Here is a 17,535-nt window from a genome sequence, read left to right as displayed (position 1 = left end):
ATTCTGTTGATATTTATCATATAGGAATTATAACAAAAACGATATAAAAGTAAATATTGATTATTAAATTAAATAAATATAGTATATATAACTAAAATACAAAAACTGAATAAGATAACAACAAATCAAAAACATTCATTTGGGTGTCTGGCGGCTATGCTATATAGTTTTGATTATGATGTTTTAAGATAGGTTTATTGTGAAAGAGTATCAAGCATTTAAATTAAGCGGTAATAAACTATATCTTTATGAAAAGTCAAAGATTATGAAGTAGGAAAATAATAAAAACGGCTTGAGAAAAATCATAATGGCAGCACAAGCATAAAGCCAGATGCGGATAAAAATAGCTAACCTAAAATGCAAATATCTGATATAGATATTAATACCGCAACAACAACTTTAACTATACAATAATAACATATAATTTTTGTATTTTACATAGAAGTAAAGATATAGTAATAGCCGTATCTTTACTCTTTGTTTGTTTAATGTTTTTTATTATTGAATAAATTTTGTGTGTAATTGTTATGGTTTTTGTTGGGTAATTTTGTATATAATTACCAATTAAAAATCTAATACTTGAATTTTTATATTTTTATAATATATTATAATCTATTATGAAAGAGAATATAGAAAATAAAAAAAACATAGAAAATGAAAATAAAAAAAACATAGAAAATATAGAAGAAACAAAAAAAGAAGAAAATACAGCAAACTATAAAGAATTTACTGTATCGCTTTCCAGCATAGATTATGAAGGACCATTATCTATACTTTTTGATATGCTTAAAAGAAGCGAGAAAAGCATATATGAAGTTTCTATACTTGAAATAATAGATCAGTTTACTGAATATTTGAAGAATCAGGCTGCTTTAAATTTGGATTCCACAGGCGATTTTTTGGTTGCAGCTTCTGAATTTCATCTTTATAAATCAAGAATGCTTCTTCCTTATGATATAGATGATGATAAGTTTACAGACAGACTTAAATTTGAAATAGTAGAACAAATGCTTGAGTTTCAAAGATATAAAATGGCATCAGAAGAACTTGATAAACTTCAGGAGACATCTGATTCTATATTCGAGAGAAAGGATACTGAGAGAGTAAAATTATTAAAAAATGCTGATGCTGATGATAATGAAATAGCTTGGAAAGATATTACTCTTTATGATTTGGTATATGCTTTTACTAAAGTGCAGTTTGTCCCTGAAACAGATTTAGCAGTACTTTCTGGAATGTCTAATTTTCATATAGATAATGCTATTGATATGATAAGAATAAAATTATCAGAAACGGCATTTTTTCCTTTCATTATGCTATTTAAAAACGGAGTTACTAAAAGACAGCTTGTTACATTTTTTCTTGCCATATTGGAATTAGTTAAAGAAAAAGAAATTTTAATTAAGCAGGAGATGAAATTCAAAGATATTTATATATTTAAAAGAGATGAAAGTTTTATGCCGAAAAAAGATGAAGAATTATTAGAAAAAGAAAGTACCGAATAAAAAAAATATTAAAAAAATAAATAATAAGTATATTAAATTATGAAAAAGTATAAACCTAAAAATAAAATTGAATTAAGAAGTTTGATAGAAAATAATAATATTTATTTAGGAGATATAGACACTTCTCTTATAACCGATATGTCTATGCTTTTTGAAAAACCTAATTTTGCATGCTTTGAGGGTTCTTATAATGAATATGAAAACTATAATATAAGAACAGATTTTTCAGGGATAGAGAAATGGAATACTTCTAATGTTAAATCTATGAAATCTATGTTTCATAATATAAAAAATTTCAATATAAATATTAATGATTGGAATGTTTGTAATGTTTCGGATATGTCATATATGTTTTTTGGGGCAGAGAGTTTTAATCAGCCTTTAGATAAGTGGAATATAAGTAATGTGAAATATATGATTTGTATGTTTAAGAATGCTTGTAATTTTAATCAGAATTTGAATGCTTGGAATATAAATAGAGATGCTGATATTAAGGATATGTTTTTAAATACTTCTTTGAAAGAAAAGCCGAATTGGTATTATAGCAGATAGTTTTTATTTATCATCATAATTATCTTTATATGATAATATTATTATAATCATTATCTATTTTGTATATTAATCTATGTTTTTTTATTTATTCTTCTTGAATAGCAATCTTCATATTTATGTTTTAACTTTTCAGGTTTTCCTATACTTTTATAAGGTGTTTTTAATATACTTTCTATTAAATCATTTATTCTTTTTAATATTTTTTTATCTGTTTTTTGAAAAAATAATATATGTTCTTTTGCCTTTTTAGCAGCAATAATATCATCATTCATTTTCCATAGCTCTTAAATCTTTTATAGAATATTTTGTTATTTTTCCTTCTTTTAATTGCTTTAATGATATATCCAAATCATTTTCTATATTTACATTATATTTATTAAATAGATTCAATGACTTCTTTATTATATCTAATATTTTTGCAGCTCCTAAAATAGAAAATATAACTGTTGAAGCAAATTTTTCATTTGTATTTCTTTTTCTTGGTATTCTTAAAGCCAAAAACTCATATTCAAATAATTTATTTTCCTCAGCTATTCGTACAATTTTAGAAGAGCCTATATATATATTCATAGATTCTTTTATCATATCAGAAAGCATATACGGAGGATATTTGCATATAGAAAATTTTATGAGATTTTTTAATTTCTTATTTTCATTTTCTAATGCATTATTTAAATTATCTAAATTACCTATTATTAAATTTAATTCTTCTATTCTATTTTGTAAGTCTTTTATCAATTCAGATTGATATTTATCATGTGCTGTAACATATTTAATAGTATCTAGTATATCCATAAATATTATGCCTTTGATATTTGTTTACTATAATTTATATTCTATAAAAAAATAGTTAAAAGTCAATATAGTTAATTTTGTTGTAATGTTTTAGAAAATTTGTTATTATATATAATTGAGAAATATTTATTGGATTATTATAATGATAAAATCTTTTAACGGTGTTTTAAGCAGAAAAAATGTTTCGCTCAAAAAATTTAATACTTTCAGAGTTAATGCTAAGGCTTTAGAATTTTATGTGCCTGAAACTATTAATGGTTTTATAGATTTGATTAAATACCTTAATGATAATAACAAAAAGTACATAATTTTGGGAGGCGGAAGCAATATATTATTTTTAGATAAGATAATAGAGCTCCCTATAATATATACAGGTTTTTTTTCTAGGGCAGAACATACATCTCATAATATTCTAGCATATTCGGGAGCTAATGTTATTGATGTCGTTAAATATGCTTATAGAAATTCTTTCACAGGCTTAGAGTTTTTATATGGGCTTCCCGGAAGCATAGGAGGGGCTGCTTATATGAATGCAAGATGTTATGAGCATTCTATATCTGAATTTATAGACAGTGTTGGTATAATAGATGAAAATATTGAATATATGCATATTGGTATTGATGATTGTAAATATGCTTATAAAAAAAGTATTTTTCAAGAAAGAAAATATATTATTATTGATGTGAGATTCAAATTAAATAAGTCTTCAAAGAGATTAATAAAACCTGAAATGAATAAGTATTATAAAGACAGAAAGAATAAGCGTCAATTTAAATACCCTTCTGCAGGAAGTACATTTTTGAATGATTATGAAACTAATATGATAGCTGGTAAAGTAATAGATTCTATTAATATTAAGAATATGACATTAGGGGGAGCTATGGTTTCTCCTTATCATGCTAATTTTATAGTTAATTATAAAAATGCTTCTGGAATGGATATATTTAATCTCATAAAGAAAGTAAAAGATGAAGTTTATAATCAAAAAGGAATTATTTTAAAGCCTGAAGTAAAGATAATTTCTAATAATGGAGAAGTAAAATTATAAAAAATATCAATAAACTTTTCTTAAATATCCAGCCATAGTTTTTTTAAAATTTCAGCTTTATATATTTTAATTTTTTTTAATATATACAAAAATGCATTTAGATAATATTATTTTTAATCAGCTTCACGCATAGTAAATATATATTAAATAATTTATTATAAAAATTTATGGCGTACAATGCTTTTTATTTTTTTTATTTTTAAGAGAATTAAAATTATAATTTATATTAGGGGCAGAAAGCAAATAAGCAGGGATTTAAAATATATTCAATAATATTAAAAATAAAGGCATTATAAAACATACTATAAAAGCCCAAATTCCGTAAACATATATATAAAATGCTGATTTAGTATTCCCGATAATAATATCTTTTATATTTGGAATGCTGTCAGGTTTTCTGAATATTATTAGTACAGACTTAATATTAAAAAATGTTATAAAAATCAAATTCCCAAGCATAACTAAATTTGTGCCTATTAATGTTATTTTGTTAGGAGTAATGCCGTATTCTATTAATCTATATAAAGAAGAAGTTAATACTAATATATCAAAAACAATAGCTATTATAGGAAGAATTAAATATACTGCTTTAGTGAATATACTTGATTTATAATCTATTCTTACAAAGAACATATTTAATACAATTACAGCAAGCATAATATTATAAAGTATAAAAGCAGCCCTATTATCATAAGGTCTTATATCAGGCATTAATAGAAGAATCAGAAGTGTGAATATAAATAATAAACTAAAAGGCATTAATATTCTTGATAAATATATAGAAATATTAGTTTTCATTTTTCTATAAACTGTATATACCAAAAAAGGAAATAATGAAGCAAAAAATGATATTGTCATCATTATTAATTTAATTATAATCTTTTCATCTAAATTTACAGTAATATCTTCAAGTAAATAAAAAACTATTGTTATAAATATTCCAAATACTGCTGATACTATAGAGGCTATTAAGCCTGCAAATACTAATATATCGGCAGAAAAAGTAAAAAACTCTGAAATACTTTTTGAGTTTAATACTTGAAAGCCGTTATATGATAATAAAGTTATTATAAAAAAGATTATCGGAGAGAATATATATTTGATGTAGTAAATTTGATTATAAAATTTTATATTTTTTATACCATCAAAAGAACTAATTGCTGTAAAAAAATTAGTGCTTAAAGTTATAACTGATAAAAATAAAAAAGACAGAGATATTATAATTATATTTTTAATATCAAATTTTGAATTAATATTAAATATTAAGCTAAAACAAAAAAAATAAAATATATAAAAATAAAATCTATCTATTATAAATTTATTTGCAAAATTATAGTCTTTAAACATAAAATCAGCATTTATATAAGTAAATACAGCAATGCTTAATGCGGCAATAAATCCTATAAAAATAATTATTAAATTTGATGTCAAATTATTTTCTAATATTCTGCCTATTTTATAATTTATTTTACTTATATTATCGTTTTTAATATTATTTTCCTGCATTTATTAATCCATAAAATTAGTATACCATATAGTAGTAAATAAAAATCAATAAAGATTATATAATAATAAATATAAAAGTCAATTAATACATTAATCCCACCAGAAATACCAAACATCTGATTTTAATAATGTACCTGCAAGCTTACCAAGATCATAATCTTCAGCATATTGGTCTACTCTGTCAAGACAAAAATAATAATGCTCTATAGCAAGTTCTCTCGCTTCTTCTTCTGTTTTAGGCTGTTTTTCTGCAAAAAGCTCCCAAGTATCATAGCCTACTACAGCAGGGTATGCATTATATTTTTCATACCAATATTTAAAAATGCTAGTTTGTGTTTCAGGGTCAGGACAATCATTAAATCCGCCCATAGGTATATAGCATGCCAATTCATAAGGATTAGAAGTAGGAATTTTAGCTAATATTAAATCAACTGTTTTTTCTGTTTTATAATCATAATAAGATCCAAAACTTTTTATAATTTCAAATTCCTCTATAGGAGCATTGAATGATTTTTTTACTTCTTCAATAGAATCTTCATCATCATAAATATCCTCTATATCCTGATTCAAGCATTCTTTATAATCTATCTCTTTTGATTTTTCTATATATTCAGAAATAAGTTTTTTTGAATCTTCAATTTCACAGTCATTATCTTCTAAAAACATTTCTATTGATTCTATAAGTATATCAGTAGGTATTATTATTAAAGGAGTATATCCTTCCTTTTTTCCTTTTTCTAAATTCTCTTTATACCAATCCATTATCTTAGTATCATCTTCAAGTCCGCCTTTAAGTATTTCATAATCGCATTTCAAAAAATCTGTTATGAATTTTATATTATCATTCATAATTATATCTCCTAAAATAATATTTTGTGATTCACTATTCTTACTGCAGGCAATAATAAATGCTGCAAGTATCATTATAAATATATTTCTCATAATCTCAATTAAAAAGCTCTCTTTTTGCTAAATTATATATAATTTCTAATTGTTTTTCAATATTTTTATTTGCAAAATGCTATTATTTATTAATTTCAATCATTTTTCTTTTTCTTTTTCTTTACTTTAGGCAAAAAAATAAATGCATTTCATACCTAAGTTTTAACAAATTTAAGTTATCTAGAACAGCCCCTAATATTATAGCTAAAAAATACTAATAAATCATTGTATACCTAAAATATTCAGCATTTCAGTTTCTATTGCTTTAATATCTCCTTTTGCTTCCCAAATAGCTTTTATTTCAGCCCTTCTTTTCTTTAATAATTCTTCCTGTCCTTCTTTATCTAAAGTTTCTTTTGCAGCAAAATATGCATCGCTTATAAGTTTGTCAGCCATTCTCAAAGTTCTGTCTGATACTATTGCTTTGTCTGATGCATTTTCTGCTTTAGACATATCAAAACTAGCATCAGTTTTTAAAGCTCCTTCTGGTACTCCGTTAAGTATGCTTCCTTTCCATAATAATTTTGGTTTACGGCTATATGTCATATATTGAAAATAATCTACAGATTTCATTTCATTATTGTCAAAAAATATATCCATTGCATTACCTCTGCTTTTATGAAAAAGAAACATTTTATTTTTTCCATTCTCTGTATATATTCTCTGTTGTACACCTAAATGTCCTTGAAAATCATTATTGCTGTTAATGACTCTGCCAATTTCTGAATCTAAATCTATTTCAAGATTATCTTTTAAAAGTAATGTAAACTTAACCTCACCGCCTCTTCCGCCAGTGTGTATATGATTATAATAAACCATTAATTCTTCTTTGCCGTCATTATTTATATCGCATAAGAAAAAATTCAATTCCTCTTCAGTGATTCCTCCAATAAATCTAGTAAAATTTATAGTATCCTCTATATAGTCAATATATTCATATTTTGCTATAATAAGGTCGTCAAAATTTTCAGATTTAGAATATTTAAAATAATCTTGCAAATTATTATTAGAATTTTTAAAATAATCTTTCAAATCATTTTCAGAAATATAATTTTTATAAGCTTCTGGCAGTTTATAAATATTTCCAAGACGAAAATTATAATTTGTTTGTATTTCAAAAATTGCATATTGATTATTTCCCATAAAATTAGGATTAAAATACAGTACTTCATCTATACCATAAGTATAATCAGACGAATAAACAAATGTATTTTTCTTAAACTCTAAAAAGTAAAGTTCATCCTCAGAATCATACGAATAATACATTAAATAAAAGTTCTTATAATAACTTTCTTTACCATCATAATGAATATCTTTTCTATTAAAGTTATGAATATAAGTTCTTATAAATTTATTCATTATATCAGCATTGTAAATATTATTACTGAGATTATTATTCCCATACATCGCACTATTTTCTATAGTGTCAATAGATGAGCTGTAAGCAGATCCTGAATAAAATACTTCAGATAAACTATAATTATTTTCATTATGAACATCTAAATACCCATAATCTTTTGATATAATATCAAGAAATCCATATTTATATGCATCATAAATTAATTTTTCTGCTCTTAAAGAATCAGGAGCTTCTATTATATAATTAATTAATTTCATATTATTACTATATCGTTCATTATAACTATCCTCATCATCATAACTTTTTGTCAGCACCATCATAACTATATTAGTACCGCCTGATTTTTTCCATTCTGTTAAATATTTTTTTATTTCTTCAAAGCGGTATAGAGAATCCGTTGCAAAATGAGATAAGAATAAAGCTAAATAAACATCAGCATCTTTTTTATTTAATTTTAATAATTCCTCTCTCGCTTTTTTTAAAGCCAAATTCCTCTCAACATATAAATACTCAATAGCCTGCACAATATAATAATATTCATTTTCATACAAATGAGGAATCCCATTATGCCTAATAGGTTCATGATAAGCATTTGATATAAACTCTATAGAATATTTTTTTCTTTCATCATCATTAGCAAATTTCCTGTTAAGAAAATCAAGATTTATTTTTGTTTCTTCAAGATGTTCTCTTTCTTCTTTTAACTCTTCATCAAATTTAGATTTATCTGCTCTAATGCCTTTATAAACATATTTCATATCAAAAAATTCTTTTTCAGTTTCTTCTTTTTTATTTTGCCCAATGTTATTTTGTGATTGTTTTATTTCTTTACTATTTTTACAGCCAGTAATAATTAATGCTGTAAGTATTATTATAAATATATTTCTCATAACCGCTCCATTTTTAAGACTTCATTCACTTGATTTAATACTATAATTTTAATAGATTTTTTCCATATAGTTATAATTATTCTTATATTTAAATATATTATAAAAACATCTATTTTATATTTTTATGCTGAATTTTTTTATTATATATCTATACAATTTTATATTATTTTTGTTAATGTATTTTCTAATACATTTGATTTCAATTATATTTTATATGTATTTAATATTATAGCTAAAAAATACTAACAAATCATTGTATACCTAAAATATTCAGCATTTCAGTTTCTATTGCTTTAATATCTCCTTTTGCTTCCCAAATAGCTTTTATTTCAGCCCTTCTTTTCTTTAATAATTCTTCCTGTCCTTCTTTATCTAAAGTTTCTTTTGCAGCAAAATATGCATCGCTTATAAGTTTGTCAGCCATTCTCAAAGTTCTGTCTGATACTATTGCTTTATCTGATGCATTTTCTGCTTTAGACATATCAAAACTAGCATCAGTTTTTAAAGCTCCTTCTGGTACTCCGTTAAGTATGCTTCCTTTCCATTCCAATTTAGGCTGATAATTATATATGATATAGTCAAAATATTCTGCATTCTTTATTTCATTCTTATCAATGAATATATCAAAAGCCTCATTAGAAGATTTATTTAATAAAAATATTTTATTTTTACCATCTTCAGTATATATCTTTTGAATACAATGTAAATCTTGAAGACCATTATCATTAATAAGCCTGCCTATTTCTGAATCAAAATCTATTTCTAAATTATCTTTTAAAAGCAGAGTATAATTCACTGTGCCGCCTCTTCCTCCTGAATATATATATTCGCCTGAAAGCATTAATTCTTCTTTACCGTCATTATTTATATCGCATAAAAAGAAATATACGGAATGCAAAGGCCATCCCATTGCTTCGCCTATATAAGATGAATATTCTTCTTCATTAAATTTACCGAAACTTATAAATTTAGAGCCTTTAGTATAATCTTTCAAATCATTCATAGAAATTGAATTAATTTCAGCAGATTCTGCTTTATCTATATCTCCAAGTCTGAAATTATAATTTTTTATTTGTTTAAATGAAGCATATATATGATTATTCATAAACTGAGTATTATAATAATGCATATTTACTAGTCCTTCATTTCCTGATTCAACTACAAATGTATTTTTATTAAACTCAATAAAACTAAGTTCGTTCCATTCATTATAACCATCTCCATCATATATATTATAATAATTTTGATAATATGGTAAATAGTCTTTTATTTTATCATCACTTAATCTATTTGTAACATAAGTTTTTATATATTTGTTTATTATATTTTCATTAAAAATTTCAGGAATACTTATTAATGAGGATAATCTGGCTGTACCTTCATATTCAATTGAAGTTAAAGAATAATTATTTTCATTAAATAAATCTATATATCCAGTATTTTTTGAAATATATCTATAGAAATTATCTTTATAAGCATCAGCAATTAATTTTTCTGCTCTTAAAGAATTAGGAGCTTCTATTATATAATTAACTAATTTCATCTTATTGCTGTAAGCATTATCATCATCATATTTTTCTATCATCATAGCTATATTAGTACCGCCTGCTTTTTTCCATTCTATTAAATATTTTTTTTCTTCTTCAAAATAATAAAGCGAATCACAAGCAAAATGCGATAAGAATAAAGCCAAATAAATATCAGCATCTTTTTTATTTAATTTTAATAATTCCTCTCTTGCTTTTTTTAATGCCAAATTCTGCTCAGCATATAAATATTCAGCTGCATAATATTCTGTAAAATCTTCATTATACTTATCCCAGCTGCTGAATACTCTGCTGAAAGGATCATAATTAACATTCGATATAAACTCTATAGAATATTTTTTTCTTTCATCATCATTGGCAAATTTCCTATTAAGAAAATCAAAATTTCTTTTTGTTTCTTCATTATACTCTCTTAAATTTTTAATCTCTTCATCACATTTAGATTTATCTGCTCTAATTCCTTTATAAACATATTTCATATCAAAAAATTCTTTTTTAGATTCTGCTTTTTGATTATCTGATAAAACTGAAGTCTGAGAATTAGTATTTTGTGATGTTTGATTTATTTCTTTGCTACCGCCGCCGCAGGAAATTACAGCAATCATTAAAAATAGCATTGTAATAATAGAAAAAACTGTTTTCATTTTTTATCTTTTTACCTTTTATTTTATGTATGTATTATGATTTGCGTATCATAAATTAAAATTATAAAAATTTCAATTATAAAATATTTTTAACAAAAAAGTGCATATACTTTTTATTTTATTACTTTTATATTTATGAACTAAGATAATGTTCTAAACCTAAATGATTATTCAAATGATACTATTATCTGATATGATACAATTAGCAATAATTATAAAAAAGCCTGCCTATATAAGACAGACTTTTTTTATTCAAAACTAAATTAATGTTTTTATTTATTATGTTTAAGCAAATTACTCAGCAGTGCCGCCAGTGTTTCCGCCGCCTGAAGCAGGCTTAATATTTTTTATAGCATCAACAGCAGCCTGTCTGACAACAACAAAGTACTGATCATTCTGAGCTAAATCTATTAAATCGCTTAAAGCAGCCTGATCGCCTATTTTACCTAAAGCAACAGCAGTTTCATAAACTACAGCCTGAGTTTTAGCTAATCTTAATTGGAAAAGCAAAGCAGGTACGCCTTTAGAACTTCCTATTTCGCCTAATGCCTGAGCAGCAGCTATAATATTAGAAATTTCCTGTTCAGAATAAAGCATTTCAGATATATATTTTACAGAAGTTTCTGATTTAGCAGCTTTTGCAGCCTGCAAAGCCTGATAGCGAACCATAGAATCAGAATTCTGCTTTGAAGGAGAATTCAAACCATAACTTACATATCTGTTAATTGCCAATAATAAATTTTCAGAACTAGCACCTTTTTCGCCTAAAGCTTTAAAGCACATAGCTTTTACCTCAGGACTTCCGCTTTCAATAGCAGCTATTAAAAGTTTTTCATCTTGATTTGCTAAAGCATCTACAAAATTTTGAGATAATTCTTCTCTAGGCTTATTACCGCCCGATGCTGTTTCTTGGGCAAAAATAGATGATAAAGAAAATGCCAACATTAATGTTACAATAAATATTTTCTTGAGCATTATACAACCCCTTAATATATTAAGTTCTACTAATAATACTATTATTATTCAATAATTGCAAGCAAATTTAATAAATTTATAAAAAAATAATATTGCAAATATACTATATTTTTTATTTATATAAAAATAATACTTAAGAATATAGTTTTAATTTTTAACTAAATTAATATAAATTCTTTGATAATATCTTGCAAAAAGATATATGTATTTTATAATATAAAAAGCATAATATCATAATTTAGTAAAATTGGAGAATATTTATGAAAAAAATAATCAATAATATTACTAATCTCAAGTATGAAGCATACATATACAAGTAAAAAATCAGGCTAAATCTCATCTTATTCTTAAATTGATGATATTAAAAATCAATAAAATTATATTAAAAGGAATTAATATGGTTAGTTTAATATTTGTTTCTCATAGCTATAAACTCGCTGAAATTACAGCAAAATATATAAAAGATACTGTAAAGGCAAATATAAAAATATCGTTTTCGGGAGGAATGAGAAATAATCATAAGGAATTTGGTACTGATGCTTATGAAATTCTTAATGCTTTAAAAAATGTATATTCTGATGACGGAGTTATAATATTCTGCGATTTTGGAAGTGCTTTGACAAATTCCGAACTTGCACTATCAATGCTTGATGATGAAGAAAAATCGCAAAATGTCAGAATTACCTCTGCACCGTTTATAGAAGGCGGTATAAATGCTGCTTTAGAATCTTCTTTAGGAAAAAGTATAGATGAAGTTATTAATGCATCTTTAAATAGCTTAACATCAAAAATATCTTATGTGAAAGACACAAGTGATTATACATTTAATAATAAAATTCCAAAAGATACAGAGCTTAAAGATTATATTAAAGGCGAGTATAAAATATTATTAGAAAATGGCTTTCATGCAAGACCTGTTTTTATGTTTATTAATATAATAGCCAATTCAAAAAGCGATGTATATATATCTAATAAAACTAAGCATAAGCCTCCTGTATCTGCCGATAGCGTAACTAAAGTAACATTATTAAATATAGAATACGGCGATATAATGGAAATATATGCTAAAGGACCTGATGCAGAAGAAGTTTTGTCAAAATTTGAATATCTAGTTAATGGAAAAATTGAAAATAGAAAGAAAAATATTAAGAAGAAAAATATAGACAGTAATTTTACAGTAGTTTCTGATGGTAATGTAAGCGGAAAAGCTATGTATATGTACTTCAATATAAATGTCAAAAAAGAATATATAAAAGACAGTTGTTTAGAAAAAGAAAAATTTAATGCAGCAATCGACAGTGTAAAAAAAGATCTGTTAGAACAAAAAAATATAATAGAGCAGAAGAATCTTCAAAATAATGAATATCTTATATTTGAAACATATATATCAATGCTTTTTGATGATTATGTTTTAAAAGAGGTGTATGATTTAATAGATAATAAAAAATATTCTGCTGCCTATTCATATAATAGTGTGATGAGAAATATATTTAAAAGTTTTGATTCTTTAGATGATGGATACATAAAAGAAAGAAAATATGATATAGAGGATATATTATATCAAGTATTAAAATATCTGCTGAATGAAAAAATCAATATGCCTAATGAAAATAATATAATACTCATAGTAGATAATATATATGCCTCTATTGTAACTGAAATAAGAAAGAATATAAAAGGTGTTATTTCTATAAATGGAAGTTCGATTTCGCATGCGGCAATACTATTAAAATCATTGAATATACCTTATATTATATTCCCTTCTGCCAAACAGCTTGATGGAAGAGATATAGTAATAGATACAAAAAATGATGAAGGGAAAGTCATTTATTTAAATAAATAATTGTTTTACTGCAGCAGTTTTGCATTGTTTTATAAATATACTAGGGGTATAATTTTATTTAAATTTGGAAATGACAATGAATCTCAATAATACAGTCATAATTGTAATAGCAGCTGTAATAATATTATGGACTATAATAAAAAAGATAAGCAAAAATATAAAAATAGAAAGTTCTGATAATATACATATAGCCTGCCTGTACGGAGATATTAAAAAAATAAAAAAATTAATAGCCTTAGGTGTAAATATCAATTCAAAAGATTTCAGCAATAAAACCCCTTTAATGTATGCAGCTGAAGACGGTGCTGTAGAAACTATAGAATATTTAATAAAAAATGGTGCTAGTATTAATGAAACAGATGTTAGAGGAGACAGTGCTTTGATAATAGCTGTAAAAAATAATAATATAAAAGCCTCTCAAATATTAATAGAAAGCGGTGCAAATTTACAAATAAAAAATGAAGACTATAAAGATGCTCTCAGTATAGCTAAAGATATGGAATACAAAGAAATCATAGAATTTATAGAAAATAAATCATAAGAAATAAATCATAGAAAACAAAAAAATAGAAAATAAATTATTTTTATTTAATTATTATTATTACTTCTTGTTATATTTGTAGAACCGCATATAGGACAATGAGATACTGAATCTTCAATTATATCATCAATTTGAGTAATATCATCATCTTCTGATATGTTAATTTCCTTATCATCTACTGCCCAAAAATTAGAGCAATCTTTACAATAAAAATGTATCAAATACTCTCTATAGGTTGGATAATTACCTTCAATTTTTCTATATCCGTCTATAATATTATGCGACATAACTGCTCCTATTTAATTCAATATAGGGAATTTAATATTTTTTATAAAAAAGTCAATTTTTTTAACTATATTTTTAAAAATTTATTAATATATACAAAAATCAACTCTTAAAATATAAAACAAGAATAATATATTAAAGTAATATATAAAATTAATTTTAAATAAATAAGCTTTTTTATATATAAAAATATAAATTTTAAACCATTTTTTATTATAAATACTAATTAAAATACAAAAATATGTTTACAAAATACAAATAATATTTACATTTTATTTACTTTTTTATATTTTAAGTAAATTTTTTTTAAAAATATTGTAAAATAACTTGACATATCTATATTTATAGCATATAATATAAATATAAACAAAAAACAATAAGGAGTTATCTTATGAAAAAAAATTTAAAACACATTATTTTATCAGCATCTATAATAATGATTTTTGCAGCTAATATTTTTGCAGGAGAAATAGCAATACAAGCTAATCAGCTTCCTAGAAAAGCACAGGATTTTGTAAAAGCTAATTTCCCAAATGATCCTATAGTTTATGCAGAACAAGACAGAAGATCATACAAAGTAGAATTAGACAGCGGAATAGAAGTTGATTTTGACAAAAATGGAGATTGGACTGATGTATCTTCAAAAAATTCTCCATTACCTACTCAATTTATGCCTGCTAATATATTAAACACTGTTCAGCAAAAATATGCTCAAACTGCTATATTAGAAATCAGTAAAGAATATCTAAGCTATAAATTAAAATTAGCAAATAATAGAGAAGTATATGTTGATAACAGCGGTAAAATTGTAGGCGATAAATTAGACTGATAATTAAAATTATAAGGATTGGTAAAAAGCCAATCCTTATTAATTAATATAATTCATAAAAATACTTTTTACCTCTGAATATATCTTCTGATAATATTCTTTGAGCATTATTTTCTTTGAAATATAAACTGTCTTTATCTGCCTCTATTCTTACTATATCTTTATTATCATTACTATAAAATCCGTTATAAAATCTTATAATATTATCCGTTTTATCTTTATATAAAAGAGATATTATAGAATTTGTATAATTAATTTTTGTATTAACAGCTATAAACATTGGTATATTTTCAGGCGGAAATCCGTCTTCTTCAAATTTATAATAACCATTTGTGCCGTTCCATACAAGCATAGGAGAAATAGTATATGAATTAAAAAAATCTTTCTTTATCATTTCATCTATATTAGAATTATGTATTATTGTTTTTAAATAAGGATATAAATGATCATGCTTAAATATTATAATTGCATTAGGATATTTTTCTAATATTATATTTTTAGTATCTATTATATCCTTTGCAGATAGGGCAGAATTTTCCATAGTTTCTATAAATACAGACACATCTCTTTTATTTATTTTTTCCATTAATCTCTTATTATTGCTGTATGCATTTAAATCATTATCAACATAACTTCCTGCATGACCCATAAATGTGAAGCCCGCTGCAAATATAGGCTTATCATAATCATTAGTTTTTATAAAATTTTTTATATTTGTAATTCCTATATTAAATACAATTTCTTCCATTCCGATATTAGGAAAGAATGAATCAAGATAATAAGTTACATCTGATTCTTCTAAAGCTATAGTATGATATCCATGCTCTTTCATCAAATAAGGCAAAGCTGTATATATAGGAGTTTTCTGCTTTTTTGGAAATATAGGAGAAGAAGCTGTAAGACATGATATTCTTGCAAATAAGCTGCCGTAATTATCATTAGGTCCTGTCTTTGTAGAATTGCTTGCCCATTCTCTGTATTCTTTAGGGAAAGGATCTTTATCTATCAAAGGAAGAAAATGCTCATAATCATAAAAAGATTCCATAAATATTATAAATACATCTCTTTTCACATCATTGTTATACGGAAGAATCAAATTTTGTACACTCCTTTTTGATTCTCTTTCTTTTAATAAATTATAAGCAAGCTCAACATTTTTTTTATCTGCATTTACTTTTATAGATTTATCATAGGATATTCTATAACTTATAGTATTAATTATTCCGTATTTATCAGCTATATACATATAATCAATATATACTGAATCTATTTTTACAGCTCTGAAAAATGATATATAAGTTACAAAAGCAATTATTAAACTCATCATAATAAATTTTTTAATATCTGTTTTTGATATTTTATAAAGTCTGTATACAAAATATAAAGCATAGAAGAGCAAAAGTGAAAAATATAAAATAGTAGCAATAATAGTTATTATTTTCATATATAAAGGAAGCACCTCTATAAGAGAAAGATATAAGTCAGGCATATCTGTAAAAAACAAAGGCTTTGCTTCTATTGTAATACCAAGAGGCTCTATTGTAAAAAATGAAAATACAGCAGTTATTATAAATGTATATGAAATTAATTTATTCTTATTTGAAAGTATATATGATATTATAGCAAATAAATATACATATAAAATATCTATAATACTAAAATTCATTTTATTTACAGAAAATGCAGGAAATATCAATTGCGTTATTATATAATATAATGATACTATCATAAAAAAAGAAATTATATAAAATATATTATTTTTTAATATATCGCTTTTCATAAAAAATCCGATTTCTAAAATTAAACTGTGAAATATTATACAATAATAATTTTTTTTAACAATTTATTTTCATTAGATAATAGTTATATGATATTTTTTTTATTGCTTAAATATATAGCGGTATAATGTTTTTTAATATAATAAATAATAATTTATTATTATTGTTATCGATAAACTCGCTTTAAAATAGCTAATAACCTCCTTATTGTCGGTTATTAGCTGCTCGTTTATCTCTTTGTTATTGCTAGCAATAAACTCGCTTTAAAATAGCTAATAACTGATACTATAAAACTTGTGAGTGTCTGACACAATACTTAAGCTTATTATAATAGCAATAATAAAAAATAATATTTTAAATTTTATCTGCTTATTTAAGCATTAATTATATTCTAAAAAATATATAAATAATAAAATATATTTTGCCAAAATAAATTAGAATATATATTCAATATTTATAATTCATAGCAGTAAATAAATAATATATATAACTTAA

Annotated in this window: 15 protein-coding genes; 6 read left to right on the top strand and 9 right to left on the bottom strand. The window is 23.9% G+C overall.

From position 1 onward, the window contains the following. Positions 1–617 precede the first annotated feature (617 nt). Both QZ288_RS07900 and QZ288_RS07895 read left to right on the top strand, forming a co-directional pair. Complete coding sequence (locus tag QZ288_RS07900) at positions 618–1,505, top strand: segregation/condensation protein A (RefSeq protein ID WP_295157376.1); 888 nt, start codon at positions 618–620, stop codon at positions 1,503–1,505. A 39-nt stretch (positions 1,506–1,544) separates the two neighbouring features. Beyond that, positions 1,545–2,057: a BspA family leucine-rich repeat surface protein gene (locus QZ288_RS07895; protein WP_295157372.1), complete on the top strand. Its 513-nt coding sequence runs from the start codon at positions 1,545–1,547 to the stop codon at positions 2,055–2,057. A 71-nt stretch (positions 2,058–2,128) separates the two neighbouring features. On the opposite strand, the gene QZ288_RS07890 is transcribed toward QZ288_RS07895, so the two are convergent. After that, positions 2,129–2,329, bottom strand: a complete 201-nt coding sequence (locus tag QZ288_RS07890) for a Txe/YoeB family addiction module toxin (RefSeq protein WP_295157369.1) — start codon at positions 2,327–2,329, stop codon at positions 2,129–2,131. Further along, on the bottom strand, positions 2,322–2,852 hold the full coding sequence (locus tag QZ288_RS07885) for a hypothetical protein (protein ID WP_295157366.1): 531 nt from the start codon (positions 2,850–2,852) through the stop codon (positions 2,322–2,324). The genes QZ288_RS07890 and QZ288_RS07885 overlap by 8 nt, the downstream gene beginning before the upstream one ends. 142 nt (positions 2,853–2,994) lie before the next feature. Between QZ288_RS07885 and murB the strand changes: the two genes are divergently transcribed. Then, the gene (gene murB, locus QZ288_RS07880; RefSeq protein ID WP_295157364.1) at positions 2,995–3,900 is read left to right on the top strand and encodes a UDP-N-acetylmuramate dehydrogenase; all 906 of its coding nucleotides are present in this window, start codon (positions 2,995–2,997) and stop codon (positions 3,898–3,900) included. A gap of 255 nt (positions 3,901–4,155) precedes the next feature. Here the strand turns inward: murB and QZ288_RS07875 are convergent, their stop codons facing one another. The 5 genes from QZ288_RS07875 to QZ288_RS07855 form a co-directional block, all read right to left on the bottom strand. Further along, positions 4,156–5,406, bottom strand: a complete 1,251-nt coding sequence (locus QZ288_RS07875; RefSeq protein WP_295157361.1) for a hypothetical protein — start codon at positions 5,404–5,406, stop codon at positions 4,156–4,158. 90 nt (positions 5,407–5,496) lie between these two features. Continuing rightward, complete coding sequence (locus tag QZ288_RS07870; RefSeq protein ID WP_295157358.1) at positions 5,497–6,255, bottom strand: DUF4253 domain-containing protein; 759 nt, start codon at positions 6,253–6,255, stop codon at positions 5,497–5,499. 315 nt (positions 6,256–6,570) lie between these two features. Continuing rightward, entirely contained in the window at positions 6,571–8,598 is a 2,028-nt protein-coding gene (locus QZ288_RS07865) for a hypothetical protein (RefSeq protein WP_295157355.1), read from the bottom strand. Positions 8,599–8,848: 250 nt separating this feature from the next. Beyond that, positions 8,849–10,789 (bottom strand): hypothetical protein, encoded by a 1,941-nt coding sequence (locus QZ288_RS07860; RefSeq protein ID WP_295157353.1) that lies wholly within the window; start codon positions 10,787–10,789, stop codon positions 8,849–8,851. Positions 10,790–11,083: 294 nt separating this feature from the next. Then, a complete protein-coding gene (locus QZ288_RS07855) occupies positions 11,084–11,764 on the bottom strand; it encodes a HEAT repeat domain-containing protein (RefSeq protein WP_295157350.1) in 681 nt (226 codons plus the stop codon). 397 nt (positions 11,765–12,161) lie between these two features. Here QZ288_RS07855 and dhaM point away from each other — a divergent pair, with 397 nt between their 5' ends. Beyond that, complete coding sequence (gene dhaM / locus QZ288_RS07850; RefSeq protein WP_295157347.1) at positions 12,162–13,607, top strand: dihydroxyacetone kinase phosphoryl donor subunit DhaM; 1,446 nt, start codon at positions 12,162–12,164, stop codon at positions 13,605–13,607. 76 nt (positions 13,608–13,683) lie between these two features. Continuing rightward, positions 13,684–14,148 carry an ankyrin repeat domain-containing protein gene (locus QZ288_RS07845; protein ID WP_295157344.1) on the top strand — a complete coding sequence of 155 codons (465 nt, stop codon included), beginning with the start codon at positions 13,684–13,686 and terminating at the stop codon, positions 14,146–14,148. A gap of 47 nt (positions 14,149–14,195) precedes the next feature. On the opposite strand, the gene QZ288_RS07840 is transcribed toward QZ288_RS07845, so the two are convergent. Next, complete coding sequence (locus tag QZ288_RS07840) at positions 14,196–14,435, bottom strand: hypothetical protein (RefSeq protein ID WP_295157341.1); 240 nt, start codon at positions 14,433–14,435, stop codon at positions 14,196–14,198. A gap of 389 nt (positions 14,436–14,824) precedes the next feature. On the opposite strand from QZ288_RS07840, the gene QZ288_RS07835 reads away from it, so the two are divergent. After that, positions 14,825–15,262, top strand: coding sequence for a PepSY-like domain-containing protein (locus tag QZ288_RS07835; RefSeq protein WP_295157338.1), 438 nt, complete (start codon positions 14,825–14,827; stop codon positions 15,260–15,262). A 43-nt stretch (positions 15,263–15,305) separates the two neighbouring features. On the opposite strand, the gene QZ288_RS07830 is transcribed toward QZ288_RS07835, so the two are convergent. Further along, the gene (locus QZ288_RS07830; RefSeq protein WP_295157336.1) at positions 15,306–17,042 is read right to left on the bottom strand and encodes a sulfatase; all 1,737 of its coding nucleotides are present in this window, start codon (positions 17,040–17,042) and stop codon (positions 15,306–15,308) included. Positions 17,043–17,535 lie beyond the last annotated feature (493 nt).

This window comes from uncultured Brachyspira sp., from assembly GCF_910578695.1.
In the GTDB taxonomy this organism is placed as follows: Bacteria; Spirochaetota; Brachyspiria; order Brachyspirales; family Brachyspiraceae; genus Brachyspira.
This window is presented reverse-complemented; position numbering and strand designations above follow the sequence as displayed.